Source organism: Paeniglutamicibacter sulfureus (assembly GCF_030512175.1).
GTDB lineage: Bacteria > Actinomycetota > Actinomycetes > Actinomycetales > Micrococcaceae > Paeniglutamicibacter > Paeniglutamicibacter sulfureus.
Map to the genome: position 1 here is coordinate 1,058,652 of NZ_JAULBL010000001.1, position 16,417 is coordinate 1,075,068.

Genomic DNA, 16,417 nt, shown 5'->3' on the forward strand with positions numbered 1-16,417 from the left:
CGTCACCGGCAGGACCGCCAATGGCCGCCCACGCAGACGGTGCAGGCCATCCGGGAGGGGGATTCCCGGGTGGCCCGCACCTAGATGAGGGGGGTCCTTCAGCGTCGCGGCGCGGTTGCTAGCCGCGCAGGTCCTTGCCCGCGGACTCGGGCATCTTGTAGATGGTGAGCGCGCTGATGAGCAGCAGGACGATGGAGTAGATCGCGAAGACCGTTCCGCCGGTGGGGATACCGAACCAGGCGTTGAACCCGGCTTGCAGGAAGGCGGCGGTGCCGCCGAAGGCCGCCACGGCGATGGCGTAGGGGATGGCCACGCCGATGGTGCGGATCGCGGTGGGGAACAGCTCGGCGTAGACGGCCGGAACGATCGAGGCGGAGGCGGCGATGAAGATGAGCATCACCGACATGGCGATGAACAGCTGCCATGCCTCACCGCGCACCAGGGAGGACATCGGGAACTGCAGCACCGCGGCACCCAGTGCCGAGATGAGCAGAACCGGACGGCGGCCGATGCGGTCCGAAAGCTTGCCCCAGAACGGCAGGGCCGTCATGAACACCAGGTTGGCGGCGACGCCGGTCCACAGCGCGGTTGCCGGATCCATCTTCAGGTTGGCGATCGCGTAGGCAGGGGTCGAAACGGACCAGATGTAGTAGACGACGGTCAACCCAACGGTCAGGCCAATGACCCGCACCGCCTGGCGCCAGTTGGCCATGATCTGTGAGAAGACCGAGGGTCCCTTGGTGGCGGCCGCGGCCTTGGCCGACTTCTGCTCCTCGAACTGCTCGGTCTCCTTCAGGCGCGAGCGCATGACCAGGGTGTACAGACCCATCAGCGCACCGACGGCGAAGGGGATGCGCCAGCCGAAGGCTCCCATCTGTTCCTTGGTCAGCACGACGGTGAGGATGGCCCCGAGCAGCGTTCCGGCAACGATGCCGGCGGTCCCGGAGCAGTACATGAGCGTGGAGTAGAACCCGCGCTTCGGGGCAGGGGCCACCTCGGCGAGGTAGGTCTGCGCGCTGGGCATCTCGCCGCCGTGCGCCAGGCCCTGCAGCAGCCGGGCCACCAGCAGGATCAGCGAGGCGCCGGCCCCGATGCTCGCGTAGGTCGGGGTGATCGCGATGATCAGCGAACCGAGCGAGGCCAGGCCCACGGCCATGGTCATGGCGGACTTGCGGCCGACCTTGTCGCCGATCAGGCCGAAGAATGCGCCGCCGAAGGGGCGGGCGACGAAGCCGACGGCGAAGATCGCCATGGTGGCCAGGAACGCGGAGGTCGGGTCGGCCTTGGAGAAGAGCTGGCCGGAGATGAAGGAGGCGAACGTGGCGTAGATGGCCCAGTCGAACCATTCCACGGCGTTGCCGGCGCCAATGCCCAGCAGGGTCTTGAAGGTGGACTGCCCGGGTGCCCCGTGCGCGGCGGGCTCGGTGCGTTGGATGGTGCCGGCCGGGGCCAGCTGTTCCTTGATGCTCATGGCGGGTTGGATCCTGCTTCTGTGCGGGGAGAGGGAAATGGGAATTGGCGTTAGGCCAGGGAAGCGAGCTTGGCGTTGCCGGCTGCGTGTTGTGGTCGCCTTCGCGAGCCCGGTGACCCACCGGGTGGTGAGCCGTGTCACTATCGATCGTGGGGCCAGGGCAGGACAATGAACTAGAATTCACGAATAATTGCACAGGGGGCCATCCAAGCCGCGAATTCGTGCAGCGATGACGAGGAGGGATCTCATGGAACTGCCGGTGGAAGACCTGCAACTGGTGAATGCGCTGCAAATCGCGCCGCGGGCCAGCTGGGCCGAATTGGCGGCCGTGCTGGGGCGCCACCCGGCAACGCTTTCCGCCCGTTGGAACCGATTGCGCGAGGATCGCATGGCCTGGGTCCTCGGACATCTGGGCGGACACCCCGAGCAGCACTGCACCGCCTTCATCGATGTCGTGGCCGATCCGGAGCTCATCGACGAGGCGCGCGTCGACCTCTGCGCGATCTCCGAGGTGCTCACCGTCGACGACGCGACCAGCAGTGCCGACTTCCGCCTCACCTGCCTGGCCGCCGACTGGCTCACCATGGCCCGGGAGATCCTGCCGCGCATCCGCGGCGCCCGTGGCGTCCAACGCACCAAGGTCTCGCTGTGCACCAAGCTCTACGCCACCGGCAACGTGTGGCGACTGGACGTGCTCTCCCCCGCACAGCAGGCCCAGCTCCAACGCCTCAACCAGCCACCCCTGGCGCAGCCGACAATCATCCCCGACACGTTCTGGCCGATGCTCAGGGTGCTGATGCGCGACGGCCGTTCCACGGCCGCGGAAATCGCCCAGGCCACCGGCCAGCATCCCTCAACCACCGGCCGGGCGCTGCGCACGGCGCTGGAGACCGGCATGGTGACCCTGCGCTGCGATCTGGCGAGCCATTACACGGGGTACCCGCTGACGGTGCAATGGTTCGCGAAAGTTCCTGCAGGCACTGCGGACACCGTCGCAGCCTTCCTGATGGAGCATCGGACGCTGCGCCTTTGCGCCTCAACCACGGGTGCGGCGAACATGACGTTCATGATGCAGTTGCGCACCCCGGCCGACATCGCCGACATTGAGGCCAGGCTCGCCGCCAGGGTCCCCGGTGTCGACATCATCGAGGCCTGCGTGGGCGTGCATTCATTCAAGCGCATGGGCTGGATGCTGGATCCGGAGGGGCGTCCCACCGGTGAGGTCGTCACCTGATCCGGGCCGGGAGGGGTCGCCTTAAGCGACGATTCCCCGGCCACTGTCCGAAACGGACAATGGCCGGGGAATCGCTTCACGTCAACGAGGTGCCAGGTCCTAGTGCGCGTGCTCCGCTGCCGTGGCCGGGGCTGGTTCCCTGGCCTTGGTCAGGAAGAGCGCGATGACCACCATGCCCACGGCGCAGACCGAAGCCACCAGGAAACCGGCGGAGAACCCGTCGATCTGGGCCTGGATGGGATCGGCGCCGGCCGCGGCACCCGCGCCTATACGCGAGGCCAGGACGCCGACCAGCAATGCGGTGCCGGCCGCGCCGCCCAACTGCTGCAGGGTGGAAAGCACCGCGGAGCCGTGGGAATGCAGCGAATGCGGCAGCGGGTTCAATGCCGTGGTGAACGCCGGGGTGAAGATCAGCGACAGCGCCAGCGACATGGTCAGGTGCAGCGCGATAATCACGCCGAGGGCGGTCTCGGCGCCCAGCAGACGCGAATAGCCGAAGAGCACCAGCACCAGGATCACGGTTCCCGGGATCATCAGCGGGCGCGGGCCAACCCGGTCGAAGAGCCGTCCGACGAACGGGGCCAGCAGACCCATGAGCAGCCCGCCGGGCAACAGCATCAGGCCGGTGGCCAGGGTGTCCAGGCCGCGCACGTTTTGCAGGTACAGCGGCAGCAGGATGATCACGCCGAAGAGCGCCACCATGGCCAGCACCATCAGCGAGAGCGACAAGGTGAAGGGGCGGTAGGTGAAGGTGCGCAGGTCAAGCAGCGCATGGTTCTTCTTCTGCAGGCGCAGCTGCAGCATCGTGAAGGCCACCAGCGAGAGAACTGCAACCACCAAGATGGACAGCGTCTGCCCGTCCAGCCCGTTGGCCGAGAGCCGGCTGAGTCCGAAGACCAGTCCGCCAAAGGCCGGGATGGACAGCAACACCGAGGGGATTGACAGCGGCATGGTGGAGGCCTCGGCGACCTTGTTCAGCCGCGGTGAACCAATGAAGAGTGCCGCCAAGGCGATCGGCGCGACGATCAGGAACATGAAGCGCCACGACAGCGAATGCAGGATGAGACCCGAGATGGTCGGCCCGATGGCCGGGGCCACGGAAATCACGATCGACACATTGCCCATGATGACCCCGCGCCTGTGGGCGGGCACCAGGTCCAGGATCGTGGTCATCAGCAACGGCATCATGATCGCCGTGCCGGAAGCTTGGATGACACGGGCAACCAGGAGCAGGCCGAAGCCCGGGGCAGCGGCGGCCAGCAGCGTGCCCAGGGAGAACAATCCCATCGCCAGCATGAACACCCCGCGGGTGCTGAAACGCTGCAGCAGGAAGCCTGTGGCCGGGATGACCACGGCCATGGTGAGCATGAAGATCGTCGCAAGCCACTGGATGGCTTCCTCGCTGACCTGGAACTCGTGCATGAGCACCGGCAGCGCCACGTTCATGATGGTTTCGTTGAGGATCACCACGAACGCGGAAACGATCAGCACCGTGATGGTGGCCAGATCCTTGGGGTTGAGTTTGGTGCCGGTCTCGGTCACGGTCAGTGGCCTCTTCCATGAAAAGTGGGGGGTGGGCTTTTGCGGAACATTTCATTCTAGCGTCGGGGGCCGACGGTTGATTCCCGAAAGTGAAAAACATCCCCGGAATCACACAACACGGTCCGCGACGTGGCCCGCCGACCCCTTGGATGGGACAAGATGGAGACATGAACGTTCGCACTCCGGATCCCTATCCCGGCTGGCTGTCCGACGAAGACCTCTACGAGGCCCGCGCCCGATTGCCCATGCTCTACATCGAAGCCATCCCGGTGCGCCTGGATCCGCTCGGCTATGTCACCGAGATCGGCCTGCTGCTGACGGCCGATCCCGAAGGGCGGATGCTGCGCACCTTCGTTTCGGGCCGTGTGATGTACCGGGAGACCATCCGTGCGGCGCTGACCCGCCACATCGAGAAGGACCTGGGGCCCATGGCCATGCCGCAGTTGCCGCCGTCCCCGGCGCCCTTCACCGTGGCGGAGTATTTCCCGTCCCCCTCGGAAACCGGGTTGACCGACGAACGGCAGCACGCCGTCGCGCTGGCCTACATCGTGCCGGTGCGCGGCGAATGCTCCCCGCGCCAGGACGCGCTTGAATTAACCTGGCTGACGCCCGAGGAGGCGCTGAGCCCGAGCATCCAGGAGGAGTTCGCCGGCGGCCGGGAGAATTTGGTTCGCCAGGCACTCGCCCACGTCGGCTACGTCCGCTAACCTGCTGAACGGCGCCGCCTGCTAACCGATTTCGGGCAGCAGGCGGCGGCGGAACCAGGCTCCGTAAAGCGATCCGAGCAGCACCACCAGCACGCCCACGAGGGCTCCGATGATGGTTTCGAGCATCCGGTCGTAGAGCAACACGTTGTTCAGCCCCGTCCCGAAGGAGACGCCCACCAGGGCCAGCGGGGTGACGAAGATCTGGGCCAGGAAATAGTTGCGCGCTATGAACATCTCGGCAGCGAACTGCAGCAGCCCGATCATGGCCAGCAGCACCCAGACGGGCGGCGCGAAGGCGATGATGGCCGCCATCAACACCAACCCGGTGAGCGTGCCCAGAATACGGTGGACGCCGCGACGCACGCGGTGCCTGGTGGTGTGGCCCACCAGCGGCACGACAGCCGCCACCATGGCCCAGTAGCTGTGACCGGTAGACAGCGCCGGGGCCAGCAGGTTGGCGATGGATCCGGCCAGCCCCGCAGCTAGCAGGTACAGCAGCGCCTCGTTCCAGATCGCCAGGCGAACGGGCCGCGACAGCGGTGCCGGGGCGACGTAGGGGCCCCAGGATGTTCCCTTGGCGAAGAGCGTCCCGGAGAATCCCAGGACTATCGCGAACAGTACCGCGCCCAGCGCGGCGGCCATTGATTCGGCCAGCAGTGGCTGGTGCGGCATCGAGGCGATGGCCGCGAAGGCAAAGATATGGAAGAGCGACCCGCCGGGCCGCAATTGCAGGAATCCGGTGAGGACCGAACAGATCCCGGAAACCACTGTCGTAAGCCCGACGATCATCCAGGCACTTGCCGCAGGGTCCTCGTGGTTTACGAGGTAGTGCGAGGCCAGCGCGGCGGCAAGGATTACCGCCAGGAACAGGCCACCGGCCTTGGACTGGGCCACCAGCCGGTTCGCGTAGCCAGGTACCCGGCCGTAAACACCGGTGAAGGCGCCAAAGATCACGAAGACCATCAGGTCCAAACGGTCGATGGCCAGCAGGGCAAAGAGTGGAACAAAGATCCCCACGGCCGTGCGCAACGCGATCCAGTGGTCGTTGTGTGCAGGCCCCAGGGTCAGCAACCCGCCAAAGTTCTTGCCCATGCGTGTGGTTGGTCGCCGTTCTCTCGGTCCTGCATTCTCGTACACCTTCCTCCAACGCTACGCCGCGAATCCCTTCGAACGCGGCTCTTGTGAGGGAAGGAATAGCATTGGGTGAGCCACCGCACGCCCCGGTTTTTGCCGCCACGCCGGGGGCATGCGGCACACTAGGTAGGTGCCGAACGATTCTTTTGATGCCACTGCCCCCCATCCGCGCCAGGACGAGTTCTCCTTCGACGTCGGAACCCGGCTGACCCGCCCCGACGGGTCGGTGTCCAACGGACGCACGGGCGTGATCACCACCCCGCACGGGCAGATCAAGACACCGGCATTCATTGCCGTTGGCACCAAGGCTACGGTCAAGGCCCTGCTGCCTGAATCCGTGGCCGATCTTGGAGCGCAGGCGGTGCTGGCCAACGCCTACCACCTTTACCTTCAGCCCGGTGCCGACATCCTTGACACCGCGGGCGGGCTTGGCAAGTTCATGAACTGGTCCGGACCCACCTTCACCGATTCGGGCGGATTCCAGGTCATGAGCCTGGGCTCGGGATTCAAGAAGGTGATCGACATGAAATCGGTGGACCAGTCCGGTCCCGACGACGCGGTGGCCCCGGGCAAGGAACGCCTGGCCAACGTGGATGACGACGGCGTCTGGTTCAAGAGCCACATCGACGGCAACAAGCACCGCTTCAGCCCGGAGGTGTCGATGAACGTGCAGCACAAGATCGGCGCCGACATCATGTTCGCCTTCGATGAGCTGACCACGCTGCAGAATTCCCGCGGCTACCAAGTCGAGTCGCTCGAACGCACCCGCCTCTGGGCCGAGCGTTGCGTGGCAGAGCACTTCAACCTCACCGATGCCCGTGTGGGCAAGGACTACCAGGCGCTCTTTGGCGTGATCCAGGGCGCCCAGTACGAGGACCTGCGCCGTCAGGCCTGTCGGGACCTCGGCGCCATGGCCTTTGACGGTTTCGGGATCGGGGGCGCGCTGGAAAAGGAAAACCTCGGCACCATCGTGGGTTGGTGCGCGGAGGAACTTCCGGAGAACAAGCCGCGCCACCTGCTGGGGATCTCCGAGCCCGACGACCTCTTCACGGCCATCGAGAACGGCGCGGACACCTTTGACTGCGTTTCCCCCACCCGGGTGGCCCGCAACTCGGCGTTCTACACTCCCCACGGCCGGTTCAACCTTTCGGGCCAGCGTTACAAGACCGACTTCACTCCCCTGTCCGAGGAATGTGACTGCTACACCTGCCAGCACTACACACGCGCCTACATCCACCACCTTTTCAAGGCCAAGGAACTTCTCAGCCACACGCTGATTTCCATCCACAACGAGCGCTTCGTGGTGAAGATGGTCGACGACGCCCGCGCGGCCATCGAGGACGGCACCTTCCACGAGCTCAAGGAACGTGTCCACTCCCGCTACTACGCCGGCGCTCCGGACCCCCAGGGCCTAAAAACCGTCTCCGCCTAGGCCGTCAAAGCGAACCTAGCCCGCGGGGCTGCCCTTTTTTGGCCGCAGCCTGCGAACGCCGACAATCAACAGCACGGCCAGCCCCACGGCTACCAGCAGGACCAGCACGGGCAAGACGATGGCCAGCAGGCTCAGGCCCAGCGATGCCCCGTCCTCGGCGGTGCTCACCACCGGGGCGGCAACCCCGGCCGTGCCCAGGTTCAACAGCGGCCTCGACCCCGATTTAAGCAGGTGGAACGCCAGTGCGATCGCCGCGCCTATGAGCAGCGGCACCCACTGGGCCGAGCCAAAGGTGTCGCCGGGGTCGGCTACGGCAACGGTCTCGGATCCGACGCCGGAGGCAAAGACGAGTCCGCCGGAGGCCGGGCGCACCACCGTTTGCAGTGCGTCGTTGACCGAGTCAACCACCGGAATCTTGTCGGCCGCCACCTCGATGACCAGCAGCACCGCCAGTATTCCCAGCGCCCAGCCGTTGGAAAGCCAGCCCCATCCCTCGGGTAGCGCGACCCATGAGGTGAAGCGGTTCAGCAACCCCAGAACCAGCAGGGGAATGTACGCGTTCAGTCCCGCGGCCGAGCTCAGCCCGGCGGCCGTGAGTAGTTCCATGTGCCCAGAATAGGCGCAGCCGGGGCCGCAATCAGCGCAACGTGCCGGTGCCGCCAGTGGCCAACGGCCAAACACCGTCCTCATCCAATACCGGACGTGCCATGCCCCCCGGGGGCATGGAAAAGGCGATGGCTCCTTCGCCAAGTGAAAGCGAAGAGACCACCGCCTCCGTATTCGTGTTGCGGTTTGCCTACGCGGCGCCGCCCGCCACGGGGGCATGCAGCTCGTAGGTGGGTTCACGGCGCTTGAACCAACGGATCACCAGCGTGGTCACCGGGACAAAGAGGAACTCCACCGCAGTCTTGTAGATGAACCCGACCACCACGTAATTGATGAACGTGGGAATGTCGGTGATTCCAATGACGGTGGCGGCAATCGAGCAGAAGATCAGGGTGTCGGCGAATTCGCCCACCCCGGTGGAGCTCATCAGGCGGCCCACCAGCCCGCGTTCGCCGAAGCGTTCCTTCATCTTCACCAGCACCCAGGAGTTCAGGGTTTGCCCGACCAGGAAGCCGAGCAGCGAGGCCAGGACGATGAGCCAGACCGGGCCCAGCGTGCGTTCGAGGGCTGCCTGCCCGTCGTACCATTCGGCCGCGGGCAGCTGGATCATGATCCAGAAGCACAGGGTGGAGAAGGCCGCCAGCGCAAAGGTGGTGATGATGGCGCGGCGGGCGACCTTGAATCCGTAGACCTCCGAAATGACGTCACCGAGGATGTAGGCCAAGGGGAAGAGGAAGAATCCTCCGTCGGTGACGATGGGGCCGAAGGTGACGCCCTTGGCGGCACCGACGTTGGAAAGGATGACCACGACGGCCATTAGTGCAAGCACTGTCGAAAAGTAGGGGCTTCCCGCGGACGCAAAAATGGCACGCGGGGCCTTCGGACGTTGTGTTGTTGAGGCGGTGTTTTCGCCCATGGTGATTCCCAATCGAAGAAGTGGTTCGCCAAGCCGGTCCCGGCGCAACGACTCCCGCCGCGATCGACGCAGCCAAGGGAATCGGGGTCGTGGGGACCACTCGCTGTATTAGCACTTGAGCTTCAAGTATCCCATGCCTTCGCGGCCTCCGATTTGGCGCTTTCCCGTTCCCGGGACCCCATTTGGGCCATCGCATTGGGCCTTTCACGGCTTGCATACCGGAGATTCAAGTTTTGAACGCGTTCAAAAATGGATATGATTGAGACCAATGTCCAGCGTGGAAAGGAGCTCCGTGGGAAAGCCGACCGCCAAGAGCGCCCATACGCGCCAGCTGCTGCTGGACACGGCCATGGGGCTGTTCGCCACCAAGGGGTTCGCTGGGACCACAATGCGCTCGATTGCCCAGGAATCCGGGCTTTCCCTGGGCAATGCCTACTACTATTTCGATTCCAAGGACGCCATCGTCCATGAGTTGTTCCGCCAGCTGCTCGAGGAGCACCGGACGGCTACTTGGCCGTTGTTGGTGCCGGGGAACAACCTGGAGACGAATCTGCGCATTGCGTTGGGCAAAGGCCTGGACGTCTTGACGCCCTTCCGCGAGTTCGGACCCGCGTTTATTCGGACGGCCTTTTCCGGTTCCAACGCAGAGCTCGGCAATGTCCAGCGAGCCATGGAACTCGGATTGTGGCGCCAGGTGGTGACGGCCAGCAGGCCCCTGCCCCCGTTGGCCATCCGAACGGAACTGCCCCAGTTGCTGTGGCTGGTCCAACGGGGCATTCTCCTTTTCTGGGCCTACGATTCGTCCCCGGGTGCCGCACGCAGCCTGCGACTCATCAAGAACGTTGCCCCGGTTGTCGCGCGCTTGGTTGTGCTCTCGCGAATGCCCGTGGTCCGCAGCATCCTCGACGATGTGCTCTCTCTGGTGCGCACCGCAACCTAGGACTCTCCCACCTCCGATTCCCCGCCCTGCCGAACGGGCAATCCCGGATTCGACAGGTACAGGCGTAGAGTCGGAGGTGAAGCCTCGCACGGGGCGCGAAACGCAACGGTCGCCACAGATCAGCGCTCATTTTGTGTCCCGAGTCGCCATTCCGTTGCCCGTCTATGGAACAGGAGCCGCCAGATGCCATTCGAGTCCTCAAACCTTCCGCCCTGGGTCCACTCTTTTGCCTTGATTCGTGACCGCACGGTGGTCCGCGACGAAGACGGGCGACTGCACAGCATCGCCGAAGACGGAAGCGACTACGAAATCATCAGCACTTGGCCCCTTCCCGAGGAACTGCCCACCCTGCTGGGAGATCCAGGGCTGTCAGGGCATCAGGGGCAGACCAGGCTGACGTTCCTGGGTTCCCCGGACGGGGTCGCGAGCCGGGAACTTGCCGCACGGGGCTGGAGCCTGAGCGATCGGCGCGTCCTGCTGGTGGCGCTTGCCAACGACGTGGAGCAGGTGGCCGCGTTGCCGGAAACGGCAAGCCTATTCGAGGCCCCCATGAACGATTACGACGTGGTCGAAATCGCGGATTTCGACGCTCCTGTCGGCCGGGGCCGGGTCCGCTTCGCCGATGGGTTCGCGCTCCTGTGCGACCCAAGCATCACCGCCACTTCCAATGTCGAGCAGTTCCGCGCCGCGATCCTTGCGAACCTTGCCGCCACGGCGGCACGCCAGGGGCTGCCGGTGCTTTTCATGGTCACCACAGCCGACACCGCCGCCGGCACGCGTGCCGAACGAGGCGCCGGGTGGTCAAATGCGACCCAGCTGACCACCTTCACCAGGTCTTAGTTCCCGTTTTCCGTCCCTGGCGCGGCGCCGATGACCCCGTGCGTGTGGGCGCCCGCGGGAAACCGCCTAAAATGAATGCATGACTTCTGCCTCCACCGGGATCCGTCCCGCCGTTACCCTGACCATCGCCGGCTCCGAAGCAACCGGCGGTGCCGGCGCCCAGGCCGACCTGAAGACCTTCCAGGAGCTGGGCACCTACGGGATCATTGCCCTGACCTGCATTGTGTCCTTCAACCCGAAGGACAACTGGAACCACCGCTTCGTGCCGGTGGAGACGCAGGTGATCGCCGACCAGCTCGAGGCGATCCAGACTTGCTATGCCGGCGACCTGAAGACCGTCAAGCTGGGCATGATGGGTTCCCCCGCCACCATCGACACGGTTGCGGCCGCGCTCAAGGACCAGGCATGGGACAACGTCGTGCTGGACCCGGTGCTGATTTGCAAGGGCCAGGAACCGGGACACGCCCTGGACACCGACGAGGCGCTCAAGTCGACCCTGTTGCCGCTGGCAACGTTCGTCACGCCGAACCACTTCGAGGCCGAGTCCCTCTCCGGGATGAGCATCAACAACGTCGAGGACCTGACCGAGGCCGCCAAGAAGATCCATGCGCTCTCCGGTGCGGCGGTGCTGGCCAAGGGCGGCGTCCGACTCTCCGGCAGCGATGCCGTGGACGTGTTCTACGACGGCGAGACCCTCGAGGTGTTGTCCGCCCCGAAGGTCGGGGAAGTCGCCGTGTCGGGTGCCGGTTGCTCGCTGGCAGCGGCCATCACGGCCGAGCTGGCCAAGGGCGAGTCGCCATTGCAGGCAGCACGCAACGCCAAGGCCTTTGTCACCGAGGGCATTAAGAATCGCGTTTCCTCCGCGGCCCCCTTCGATGCCTTGTGGCAGGGCGGCTCGCGCTAGGAATTTCACACACCGCAGGTTGGTTGAAGTGCTGGTCCCGTGCATACACGGGACCAGCACTTTTGCGTTTCCCCAAAAAACGCCCGCGGAACACCGGCATCCGGCCCGAAAACCGTTTCGACGGCGTCCTTGCCCGATGCCATCTGTATGTTTCCGGGCGCAGTGCCGGCGCTCCGGGCGGCCAACCTCCCCAAGAGGTTCACCGACTGACCATAGGTTATCGATCCCCGCCGACACTTCGTCCGGACACATTCGGGAAAATCTCAAACAACCCCTTGATATGTGCCTCGGCTCACATAGGATATGCGTGGGAAGGACACCGATAAGCAGCCATGGGTTTCCTCCCGCGTCACTCCCCTCGGATACAAGGAGAACCATGTCCAACCCGCGTCGTCACAGACTTGCGCGGACGATCCTGGCTTCGGCCTCAGGGCTTGCCCTGGCCGTCACCATGTCCGTCCCTTCCCTTGCGGCACCACCCACGATCGACCCGGCGCCAGGGTCGGATTCGCCATCCCTGGGCGGACTCGCCCCCAAGGCATTGAAGGACCTGAAGGTCTCCGGCCCCCTGTCGGTGGCCAAGGGAGAAGTCTCGGTCTATGTGCAGTTCGAGGGCGAAGGCGCCTTCGAGGCCACCCAGCCGGAGAGCGCCAAGGCCCCGCGTGGCAAGTCGGTCAAAAACCCCTCCAAGGTCAAGGAAATCCGCGACGGCATCAAGGCCAAGGGCAAGTCGGCGGCCAAGGACGCCAAGGCCGATGTCATCTACACGACCACCAATTCGCTTCCGGGCGTGGCACTGCGCGGGGACGCCGAGGCATTGCGCGCCTTGGCCGCGCGTCCCGACGTCAAGAAGATCACCGCGATCGTGCCCAAGACGCAGGAGAACAAGAATGCCGACATCGACACCCGCGCCCTCGAGGCGTGGACAGCGCTAAAGGAAACTGGCGAAGGCATCAGGATCGCGGTGCTGGATACCGGCATCGACTACACGCATGCCGGCTTCGGCGGCCCGGGCACACTCCAGGCCTACTCCGAGGCGCAGTCCTCCGATGTCCTGCCGGCCACGGACTCCGGGCTGTATGACCCGGCCAAGTTCATCGGCGGCTGGGACCTGGTGGGCGATGACTACAACGCCGACCCAAGCGCACCGGACTACCAGCCGGTTCCGCGTCCCGATTCCAACCCGCTGGATTGCGCAGCCGCAGGGCACGGCACCCATGTCGCAGGGACTGCCGCCGGGAACGGCGTGAATGCCGACGGGACCACCTTCACCGGGGACTACACCAAGCTCACCGCCGACGAGGTGGCGGGCATGCGCATCGGCCCGGGCAGCGCACCGGAAGCCGCCTTGGTCGGTATCCGCGTCTTTGGCTGCGGCGGCTCCTCCGCCGTGGTCGGCCAGGCCCTTGACTACGTCCTGGATCCCAACAACGACGGCAACTTCGATGACCGCGCCCAGGTCGTCAACATGTCGCTCGGTTCGGACCATGCGCCCGCGGACGACCCGGAAAACGACATCGTCAACGCACTGACCGACTTGGGCATCCTCTCGGTCGTGGCCTCCGGAAACGCCGGGGACGTCACCGACGTCGGCGGCTCGCCGGGCAACGCCCGCTCCTCGCTCACCGTCGCCAACTCCGTGGCTTCCAGGGTCACCCTGGATGGCATCACCGTCAATGCCCCTGCCGACGTCGCCGGAACCGCGGCAGGGCAATACTCGGCCAACTTCAACTACACCGGTGCCGACCCGGACAGGCTCACCGGCGAGGTCATCATGGCCCCGGCCGCCAACGCCTTCGGCTGCACCGCCTTTGAGCCCGGTTCCCTGACCGGCAAGTGGGTCTGGCTGCAGTGGAGCGAAAACCTCGAGTTCCCCTGTGGCTCGGGTACCCGCTTCAACAACGCCGAGGCCGCTGGTGCCACCGGCGTCATCCTGGACGCCGAGGTCTCGGTCTTCGAGGCAGGCATCGCAGGCAATTCCAGGATCCCCGGAGCGCAGCTCACCAAGGCCTACTCCGACCAGCTGCGTCCCGCGGCCCAGGCCGGAACGCTGAACGTCACCCTTGACCCGGCTATGGTCGGAACCGCATCGAGCGAGTCCGGACTCGGGGACACCCTGAACTCGTCCTCCTCACGCGGAGTGCACGGCTCGGAGGGCGTGGTGAAGCCCGACGTCGCGGCCCCCGGCACGCTCATCGGCTCCGTCGGCGTCGGAACCGGCACCGGCCCGGCCGTCAAGTCCGGCACCTCCATGGCGACCCCGCACACCGCGGGCATTGCCGCCCTCGTGGCCGGCAGCGGCGACTACACCGCACTTGAGGTCAAGTCCATCGTGATGAACACCGCGACGGTGGACATCCTCGCCGCCAACGGCCAGGCCTACGGGCCCAACCGCGTGGGCTCCGGCCGCGTCGTGGCGGACGCCGCGATCAGCACCCCGGCCTATGCCTACGCCACTGCGGATCCGGACCTGACCACCGTGGTCTTCGGGGTCATCGAGGTGGACAAGAACAAGTACAAAGCCACCAAGTCCATCACCGTGGTCAACAAGTCCGATGAGACGCAGACGTACGACGTGAAGTACGTGCCGTCCACCGAGATCCCTGGCGCAAGCTACAGCCTGGACCGGAACACGGTCACGCTCGAGGCCGGCGCCAGCACCAAGGTCAACGTTGCCCTGAACGTCGACGCACGCAAGTACGCCAAGACCATCGATCCGACCATGGACAAGGCTCAGCTTGGCCTGCCGCGGGCCTGGGTCGCCGATGTCTCGGGCCGCGTGGAGCTTTCCAGCTCCACGGCCCCGACGCTGCGCGTCCCGGTGCATGCAGCACCGAAGCTGGTCTCCGACATGGCGGCCAAGAAGGTCAAGTTCGCCAAGGGCGCGACTTCCGGCACCATCGACATGGCCGGCGACGACATCCGCGCGGGTTCCGGAGACACCCAGGTGGTTTCGCTGGTCTCTGCCTTCGAGCACGGCGCCTCCTCGGACCGCCTGCCCGACAGCACCGACGATGTTCCCGGGGCCAGGGAGATGGACCTGCAGCACGTCGGAGCGGCGTCCACCGCCCCCACCACGGGAGCAACCGACGGCCTGCTGAACTTCGGCGTCAGCACCTGGGGCAATTGGGCCCACCTGGCCGGCGCCACCGAGGTCAACATCGAGATCGACACCAACGGCGACTCGGTGCCCGACTTCGTCACCTTCAACACCTACGCTGACGAACTGGATGCGGACCTGGTGGCGACCTACAGCCTGCAGTCCTTCCAGCAGGTCGACCTGCAGCTGCTCAACGGCCTGACCGGTGACGTCGATTCCAACACCTTCGACACCAACGTGGCTGGCTTCCCGGTGTCCCTGGCGGCCCTGGGCCTGGAGGGGTCAAGCGCCCCGATTTCCTACCGCGTGAGCACGTACTCCTTCTACAACTCCGATGAATCCGGTGCCTTGGCCCCGGTGGACGAGACCGATTGGATCGCCTTCAATGCGATCGCCCCGGCCTTGTCCTTCGCCGGTGCCGGAACCGTGTTTGCCGACTTGGACAAGAACAAGCTGACCGCCACCGTCGCCCCGGAAGCCACCAATGCCAAGGCCCTGTTCCTGCACCTGCACAACGCCTCGGGCAATCGCGCCCAGCTGGTGGATGTGGAGGTTCGCAAGTAGCACGGACCAACGGTGCCGAATGAACGATCGGCACCCAAGGGCGCGGCCCGGGGCCTGGACAGTGGAACTCCATTCGCTGTCCCGGCCCCGGGCCGCGCCTTTTGCGCTGTACCGGCGGCCTTCGGGACTAGGCTCGGAGCCATGGACGACACGTTGGCCTTCGAGGCACTTCTCCGGCAGCTTCCCACCGGTTCGGTGGCGGCCTATCGCGGCCCCCGGGACGGGGCCCGCATACACGTTTCCGGTCCCGCCGAGCCGTTGCCGGTCTTCAGCGTGACCAAGATGTTCGTTGCCGCCGGCGTCCTGCGTGCCGTCGATGCCGGGCTGCTCACGCTCGCCGATCCCCTGGCCTCGCGATTGCCCGGTGCCCCCACGGGCTGCACGATCGCCCAAGTGCTGACGCACACCGCGGGGCTGGGCAACTACACCGCCAACCCGGATTACCAGCACGCCATCAACGCGGATCCTGGCGAACCCTGGGAGCTGGAGAAAATTTCCGCAGCCAGCACCCCGGAGACACCTGGCACATTCTCCTATGGCAACACGGGATACTGGTACCTGGGAGCCATGCTGGAGGGAATCACGGGCATGTCGTTGGGCCAGTACCTGCATCGGGAGATCTTCGAGCCCGCGGACATGGCCTCGACCCGCTACCCGGAACCCGAAACCTCGCTGACCCCTTCCGGATATTCGACCCTGTGGGCGGGACCCGCCGGCGCCGCCTTCTCCACACCGGCGGACCTACTGGGGTTCGGGGATCTCTTCGCGGACTCCAACCCGCTCTTCCCGTCTGCACTGTCCAACGCCGCGCGCGGCGTTCACGGATTCGGTTCCGGTGCAGGCGCCGGCACCCTGGAAAGAACCGCGCTACGGCGCCGGGGTCATGATCGACGCCGGGCTGGGGCTCTGGGGGCATGGAGGATCCGGGCCCGGCTATAGGAGCGCCGTCTTCACGTCCCCGGCCACCGGTGCCGCGGCCGCACTCATTAGTCCCGGCCAGACGGACTTCAGGCCGGAGTCCGCCCTG

At 65.6% G+C, this 16,417-nt stretch carries 13 protein-coding genes; 8 read left to right on the plus strand and 5 right to left on the minus strand.

The genetic code is table 11. The features are described from left to right. Nucleotides 1-118: 118 nt before the first annotated feature. Nucleotides 119-1,471, minus strand: coding sequence for an MFS transporter (locus Q2T94_RS04690; protein ID WP_302263056.1), 1,353 nt, complete (start codon nt 1,469-1,471; stop codon nt 119-121). 247 nt (nt 1,472-1,718) lie between these two features. On the opposite strand from Q2T94_RS04690, the gene Q2T94_RS04695 reads away from it, so the two are divergent. Then, nucleotides 1,719-2,705, plus strand: a complete 987-nt coding sequence (locus Q2T94_RS04695) for an Lrp/AsnC family transcriptional regulator (protein ID WP_302263057.1) — start codon at nt 1,719-1,721, stop codon at nt 2,703-2,705. A 99-nt stretch (nt 2,706-2,804) separates the two neighbouring features. On the opposite strand, the gene Q2T94_RS04700 is transcribed toward Q2T94_RS04695, so the two are convergent. Beyond that, a complete protein-coding gene (locus Q2T94_RS04700; protein WP_302263058.1) occupies nt 2,805-4,247 on the minus strand; it encodes a DHA2 family efflux MFS transporter permease subunit in 1,443 nt (480 codons plus the stop codon). 167 nt (nt 4,248-4,414) lie between these two features. Between Q2T94_RS04700 and Q2T94_RS04705 the strand changes: the two genes are divergently transcribed. Further along, the gene (locus Q2T94_RS04705) at nt 4,415-4,954 is read left to right on the plus strand and encodes an NUDIX hydrolase family protein (RefSeq protein ID WP_264269946.1); all 540 of its coding nucleotides are present in this window, start codon (nt 4,415-4,417) and stop codon (nt 4,952-4,954) included. Between the two features lie 21 nt (nt 4,955-4,975). Here Q2T94_RS04705 and Q2T94_RS04710 read toward each other — a convergent pair whose 3' ends face one another. Continuing rightward, entirely contained in the window at nt 4,976-6,046 is a 1,071-nt protein-coding gene (locus Q2T94_RS04710) for an FUSC family protein (protein ID WP_302263059.1), read from the minus strand. Between the two features lie 172 nt (nt 6,047-6,218). Here Q2T94_RS04710 and tgt point away from each other — a divergent pair, with 172 nt between their 5' ends. Next, entirely contained in the window at nt 6,219-7,520 is a 1,302-nt protein-coding gene (tgt, locus tag Q2T94_RS04715; RefSeq protein WP_302263060.1) for a tRNA guanosine(34) transglycosylase Tgt, read from the plus strand. Between the two features lie 15 nt (nt 7,521-7,535). Here tgt and Q2T94_RS04720 read toward each other — a convergent pair whose 3' ends face one another. Together Q2T94_RS04720 and Q2T94_RS04725 are read right to left on the minus strand one after the other, a co-directional pair. After that, the gene (locus tag Q2T94_RS04720) at nt 7,536-8,126 is read right to left on the minus strand and encodes a DUF4126 domain-containing protein (RefSeq protein WP_302263061.1); all 591 of its coding nucleotides are present in this window, start codon (nt 8,124-8,126) and stop codon (nt 7,536-7,538) included. Between the two features lie 190 nt (nt 8,127-8,316). Next, nucleotides 8,317-9,042: a queuosine precursor transporter gene (locus tag Q2T94_RS04725; protein WP_264269942.1), complete on the minus strand. Its 726-nt coding sequence runs from the start codon at nt 9,040-9,042 to the stop codon at nt 8,317-8,319. Between the two features lie 292 nt (nt 9,043-9,334). Here Q2T94_RS04725 and Q2T94_RS04730 point away from each other — a divergent pair, with 292 nt between their 5' ends. The 5 genes from Q2T94_RS04730 (at nt 9,335) to Q2T94_RS04750 (ending at nt 16,329) form a co-directional block, all read left to right on the plus strand. Further along, nucleotides 9,335-9,982: a TetR/AcrR family transcriptional regulator gene (locus tag Q2T94_RS04730; RefSeq protein WP_302263062.1), complete on the plus strand. Its 648-nt coding sequence runs from the start codon at nt 9,335-9,337 to the stop codon at nt 9,980-9,982. A 183-nt stretch (nt 9,983-10,165) separates the two neighbouring features. After that, nucleotides 10,166-10,822: a hypothetical protein gene (locus tag Q2T94_RS04735; protein WP_302263063.1), complete on the plus strand. Its 657-nt coding sequence runs from the start codon at nt 10,166-10,168 to the stop codon at nt 10,820-10,822. Nucleotides 10,823-10,901: 79 nt separating this feature from the next. Then, nucleotides 10,902-11,726, plus strand: coding sequence for a bifunctional hydroxymethylpyrimidine kinase/phosphomethylpyrimidine kinase (gene thiD, locus Q2T94_RS04740; RefSeq protein ID WP_264269939.1), 825 nt, complete (start codon nt 10,902-10,904; stop codon nt 11,724-11,726). Between the two features lie 376 nt (nt 11,727-12,102). Beyond that, nucleotides 12,103-15,390 carry a S8 family serine peptidase gene (locus Q2T94_RS04745; RefSeq protein ID WP_302263064.1) on the plus strand — a complete coding sequence of 1,096 codons (3,288 nt, stop codon included), beginning with the start codon at nt 12,103-12,105 and terminating at the stop codon, nt 15,388-15,390. Nucleotides 15,391-15,531: 141 nt separating this feature from the next. Continuing rightward, nucleotides 15,532-16,329 carry a serine hydrolase domain-containing protein gene (locus Q2T94_RS04750; RefSeq protein ID WP_302263065.1) on the plus strand — a complete coding sequence of 266 codons (798 nt, stop codon included), beginning with the start codon at nt 15,532-15,534 and terminating at the stop codon, nt 16,327-16,329. The last annotated feature ends 88 nt before the right edge of the window (nt 16,330-16,417 follow it).